This is a genomic window from Candidatus Kryptonium thompsonii (genome assembly GCF_001535985.1).
In the GTDB taxonomy this organism is placed as follows: Bacteria; Bacteroidota; Ignavibacteria; order Kryptoniales; family Kryptoniaceae; genus Kryptonium; species Kryptonium thompsonii.
The window spans coordinates 1-5,778 of record NZ_CZVS01000081.1 but is presented as its reverse complement, the minus strand read 5'-3'; the positions used below and the strand labels follow the sequence as shown (position 1 = coordinate 5,778).

The following is a 5,778-nucleotide window of genomic DNA, read 5'->3' as shown; positions in this document are numbered from 1 at the left end:
CTCATATCGAAGCCCCAGGTATAGGTGAAAAATTGATCAAATTCGCTATAATTAAGTAAAAACTTAAGGAGGTTGAGCTAAAATGAAGCGTTTTTTGATAATTTTTATGGTTTTAGCTTTCGTTGTTGGGTTAACTTACGCGGGTACAAAGGGTAAAATTGCTGGTAGAATAATCGACGCAGAGACAAAAGAACCATTGCCCGGTGTAAATGTAGTTCTTGAGGGGACCACTCTTGGTGCAGCAACCGATGCTAACGGTTATTATGTTATAACTAACATTCCGCCAGGGACATACACCGTTATTGTTTCGGCAGTTGGATATAGAAAGATTACTGTGAAAAATGTTAAAGTATCTGCGGATTTGACGACTACTTTAAATTTTGAGATGGAATCAGAGGCGATTGGTCTCCCTCCAGTTGTAGTTGAAGCTGAACGTCCACTTGTCAGAGCAGATTTAACTTCTTCACAAGCGGTTGTCGACGCTGAACAAATTAGAGAATTACCCGTTGAAAACTTTCAAAGAGTATTAACATTACAAGCAGGTGTTGTTGTTGGAGCTGGTGGAGATATTCATATAAGAGGTGGAAGATCAACCGAAATATCTTATACAATTGATGGTGTCTCAATCAACGATCCTTTCTTCAATACGCTTGGAATGCAAATAGCTAGAAATGCAATTCAAGAAATGACGGTTGTAAGTGGCACCTTCAACGCTGAATATGGGAATGCGATGAGTGGGGTTGTTAATATTGTTACAAAAGAAGGAGGACAGAAGTACACGGGCGAATTGTTGATGTATTCGGGAGATTTTTTGAGTAGAAGAAAAAATATCTTTTTTAACATTGATAAGGTTGATCCATTCAATAACTCTGTTGTCGAATTTAGCTTAGGTGGGCCGTTTCCATTGCTGGGCAAAGTTCTTTCATTTTTCACATCGTTGAGATGGGAAAATAACAAAGGATGGCTTTACGGCGTAAGGGAACATCAACCAAGTGATCAACCCAATTTTAACGACGCGAATAATTGGATTGTCCCTATGACGGGAGATAGCGCGATAGTTCCTATGAATCCAAGCCGAAACTTGAATACAACTGCAAAGTTAACCTTTAAAATTTCGCCAACAATTAAAATTAACATTGATGGTCTCTACGATAGAAGCTGGTATAAATCGTATAATCATCTTTTCAAATATAATCCGGACGGGACCTATCAATATCGTGATGAAAATTACAAGATCGGCTATAGTTGGTCTCATGCGCTAAGCAGTAAGACATTTTATGAATTTAAAGTTTCGTACAACTATCAAAAGTTTCGTCAATATCTCTATGAAGACCCGCTTGACCCAAGGTATCAACCGGTGGAACGACTCTCAAGGCCAACAAGCTTCACATTTTACTTTGGTGGAACGCAGAATGACCATGTTTATAGAGATTCAAGAACGTTTTTGGTGAAGTTTGATATAACGAGCCAAGTTCATGAGCGTCATGAGGTAAAAACTGGGTTCGAAGTTCGATTACATAAACTTGATTATGTTTACTTTACAATCTTGCGTGACACATTGAAATACCTTGAACCCACAATTCCTGAGATAACATCGCCGTATCATAACAGATATACTCGTAAACCTGTGATTTTCTCTGTGTATGCGCAGGACAAGATGGAATATAAAGATATGATTGTGAATTTGGGGTTGCGCTATGATTACTTTGATCCTAAAGCCACTTATTCCAGATTTATCTGGTATCCTGATCCTAATGACCCAACTATACCTCCAATAGTTTTACGCGATACCTTAACATCGGTTGCGGAGCCCAAACATCAGATAAGCCCACGTTTGGGTGTTTCATATCCAATTACTGATAGGGGAATTTTGCACTTCTCTTACGGTTGGTTTTTGCAGATGCCGCCGTTTACGTACCTTTATGAAAATCCGGAGTTTGAATCGGCGCTTTTCGTTGGCACCCCAACCTTTGGTAATGCAAACTTGAAACCTGAAAAAACTGTGGCTTACGAATTTGGCTTACAACAACAGTTAACGGACAATCTTGCGATCAATATCACCGCTTTTTACAAAGACGTCCGCGATCTCCTAGCTTTACAGAGGACAAGGATAAGTCAAGAGAAAGTTTATAATCTCTATGTGAATAAGGATTATGGAAACATAAAGGGTTTTACAATTTCCATATTGAAAAGAAGATTGAAAGGTGAGCTTCTTGCTGCAACCCTCGATTATACTTATCAGGTTGCGGAAGGTAATGATCCGAATCCAGATGCGTTTTTTATTGATTTGAAATCCGGAAGGGAACCAGAGAAGTTTTTAGTTTATCTTGACTGGGATCAAACTCACACTTTAAATGGAACTGTTAGTATTGGTATACCAGATAATTGGAATTTGAGTTTTGTTGGGCAATACGGTTCAGGACTTCCATATACTCCGTATGTTACTAACAATCGCCTTGAGCTTAGAAGAAATAGTGAGCGAAAGCCAGCTCGTATGCAGGTTGATGTTATGTTTGAGAAACTGTTCAGGTTGTTTGGTTTGAGATGGAGTCTCTTTGTTAAAGTTTATAATCTATTTGATAACCTCAATGAAAGGTATGTTTACGATGATACTGGAACAGCGCAATATACGCTTGCCAAACAAAGAGGTGAGGGCATTGTGGTTGATCAATGGGTTGGAAAGATTCCAGGAGTGCACTCCTCTGATGATTATTATACCAGACCTTACTATTATTATCCACCAAGGGAAATCAGAGTTGGATTTTCTATAGGGTTTTAAAAAATTGAAAATAAATTTTTCAGAGAACAAAATGAGAAAAGTAGCGTACGTTTTCCTGGCAAGTTTAATCTTACTTTCGTCCGCGATACCTCAACAAAAACTATCCGATAAGGAAAAAGCACTTCAGATATTGCGAGGATTAACTTCAAGGGAAAGAGAAGAACAACGAAAGACGGAACATAAAATTATATCAGATTACATTCAACATGGGTATGGAATTTCACTGAGTAAATCTGAAGATTTACGTTCAACCCAGGTTCAGGCTGAACTTCCACCTTATATAGCAAAAGATACGTGGTTAAGCGAAAGGTATAAAAAGCTTAAATCTCTATCAGAATCTGAAGTTAAAGAATTTTACCGTAGGCTTGATAAAAATTTGCGCAAAACTGCTGGTGAAGCTGACAGGAAGAAACTCGTGATGAATGGGAATAAAATCACAGTTACGATTTATAACTATGGTTCCCTTTCAGCTCCTGGAGATAGAATAACAGATGTTGTGTGGAATGGTTTGGGTTATGCCTATGAGTTTGGTCCCCTTATTGGTGCCTCGGTTGTTGATACAAGCGGTAAGAGGATTCATATAATTACTGATGGCTTGCTCGATGGGGGTGATCGTTCTCCGGATGGAACAAAAAGATGGGGATGGCAACCATTACCAGGTTACGCGGATCCAAATCAAGATAAGATAGCTCATAATCCTGATAAAGATTTAGATGGTGATGGTAAACCTGATTCATGGCCATCAAGTTGGTATGATCAAAATTTGGGTAAATATGTTTGGCCTGGATATCTTTCAAGAGATGCAACACAAGCTGACCTTGAGGCATTCTATGTTATGGATGACAGAGATAATGAAGAATTTGCCTATTTCCCATTCGAGAATGACCCTTCAAGAAGAGGTTTGGGTGTTCAAGCGCAGGTGAGAGTTTTGCAGTGGAGTAACCCGCTTGCGGAGGACGCAATTTTTATTGTTTATACAATTACAAATGTCAGCGATAAGAATTTGGATAGTGTTGTATTTGGTATGTGGGGAGATCCACATGTTGGTGGGGCGACGGACTACAGTGATGATGATTCTTACTTTATTCCTCCCTACAACGTTCCGAATTATCCACCTGTTGATAATATCCCAGTTTATGCAAGAAGTATGGTTTATTCTTGGGATCATGACGGTAAGGGAATGTTTGGTTTAAAGCCGGGTTATTTTGGGTATAAATTTTTGGAGTCACCTGGCAATCCTTACGATGGGATAGATAACGATGGGGATGGTATGATTGATGAGAGTCAGCAGGATGGGATAGACAATGACGGGGATTGGAATCCACTTGTTGATGATGTTGGTGTTGATGGTGTTCCTGGGACGGGGGATGAAGGCGAGGGGGATGGTATTCCGACAAGGGGTAAGTTGCTTGCTGATGGTAGTTTAGATCCGTTGAGTCCGGGTGAACCAAATTTTGAGTTCACAGATCTTGATGAATCTGATATGATTGGGCTCACAAGCTTTAATGCTTTTATATGGTCAACAGATTATGTTAGCAATGATGAGAATATTTGGAATAGGTTGAAACCCGGAAACTTTAGTGAAATAGTTCAGACTGCTGATAATGTGTTTCTTTACGGCTCTGGTTATATTCAACTTCCAAAAGGTCAAACAAGGCGTTTTTCCGTTGCATTACTTTTGGGTGAGGATTTGAATGATTTGTTGTTGAATGCAGAAACAGTGCAGAGGATATACAATGCGAATTACAGGTTTTATCGCCCGCCTGAGAGACCGAGGGTTCGAGCTGTAGCGGGTGATAGGCGAGTTGTTTTGTATTGGGATACGAGGGCGGAGCGTAGTTTTGATCCTTTGTTTGGTAGGAATCCATTGGATGCGGATGATCCTGGGTATGATTTTGAGGGGTATGTTATATACAGGTCAACGGATCCGAGTTTTAAGGATGTTGAGTTAGTGACGGATGGTAGGGGCGCAAAATACTTGAGGGTTCCGTTGAAGGATGCATATGGGCGTGATGCACGATTTGATAAGGTAGATGGTTGGCGTGGGTATAGTGTAGTTGCGTATCCTGGTCGAGGGATACATTATTATTTGGGAGATGATGTTGGATTAGTTCATAGTTATGTGGATAGTGTTGGGGTTATGAATGGTGTTAAGTATTATTATGCGGTTGTTTCGTATGATAGGGGGGATAGTTTGGGGATACCACCGAGCGAATGTACGATGAAGGTAGTTGTTGATCCTATAAGTGGGGAGGAGGAGTTGGATGAGAATGTTGTGAGTGTAATTCCTGGGGATAGGGCAATTGGGTATGTAGGTCCTGAGGTGAGCAGGTTTGTTGATGGGGTTAAGTTTAAGCATACATCTGGTAGGGGTACAGGTAGGTTAGAGGTGGAGGTTTTGAATGATTTAGAGGTTAGGGATATGGGATATTGGATATGGTTTGAGGGTAGTGGGGATAGTTTGCGTTGGAATGTTGTATCGGATGAGGAGAGGGTGGATAGGGTAGATTTTGTTGACACGGTTTGGAAGAAGCTTTCGGGTTTGCCATTGGCAAGTAGTGTTAAGGTTTCAAGTTATCAGGAGGGTGTTGATTATGTTGTGGATTATAATAGGGGTTTGATAAGGGCATTGAGTGGTGGTGGATTGATTGGGAAGGTTGTTGATGTTAGGTATAGGTTTTATGCGGTTAAGGGTAGTAGAGAGATTGGTGGTGGGGATGGTAGTGAGGTGTTTGATGGTATGAGGTTGAGGGTTTGGAATGATGCTTTGGGATTAGATTTGGAGCGAAGTGGATGGGGTGGGGGTAGTGTAGGGAGGATCAAGTATAAGATAACTACGGCTACACTTGGTATAGGTCGTAGGATGTATCCTGCGGATTTTGTGATAAGGTTTGGTAGGTTGGATACTTTGAGTGATGGTAGTTTATCAAGTCCGGTGGATACGAGTGTGAATGGGGTTAGGTTGCCGTTTTATGTTGAGAATGTGACGGAGGGTTATC

At 40.5% G+C, this 5,778-nt stretch carries 2 protein-coding genes; both read left to right on the top strand.

The genetic code is table 11. From position 1 onward, the window contains the following. Window positions 1-82: 82 nt before the first annotated feature. On the top strand, window positions 83-2,779 hold the full coding sequence (locus tag AWW78_RS09645) for a TonB-dependent receptor (RefSeq protein ID WP_047135014.1): 2,697 nt from the start codon (window positions 83-85) through the stop codon (window positions 2,777-2,779). Window positions 2,780-2,810: 31 nt separating this feature from the next. Next, a partial coding sequence (locus AWW78_RS09640; protein ID WP_075426260.1) for a hypothetical protein occupies window positions 2,811-5,778 on the top strand: 2,968 nt, incomplete at its 3' end.

Coding starts and splice junctions, on each gene's coding strand:
- AWW78_RS09645 (WP_047135014.1), top strand. CDS start 83: ATGAAGCGTTTTTTGATAATTTTTATGGTTTTAGCTTTCGTTGTTGGG.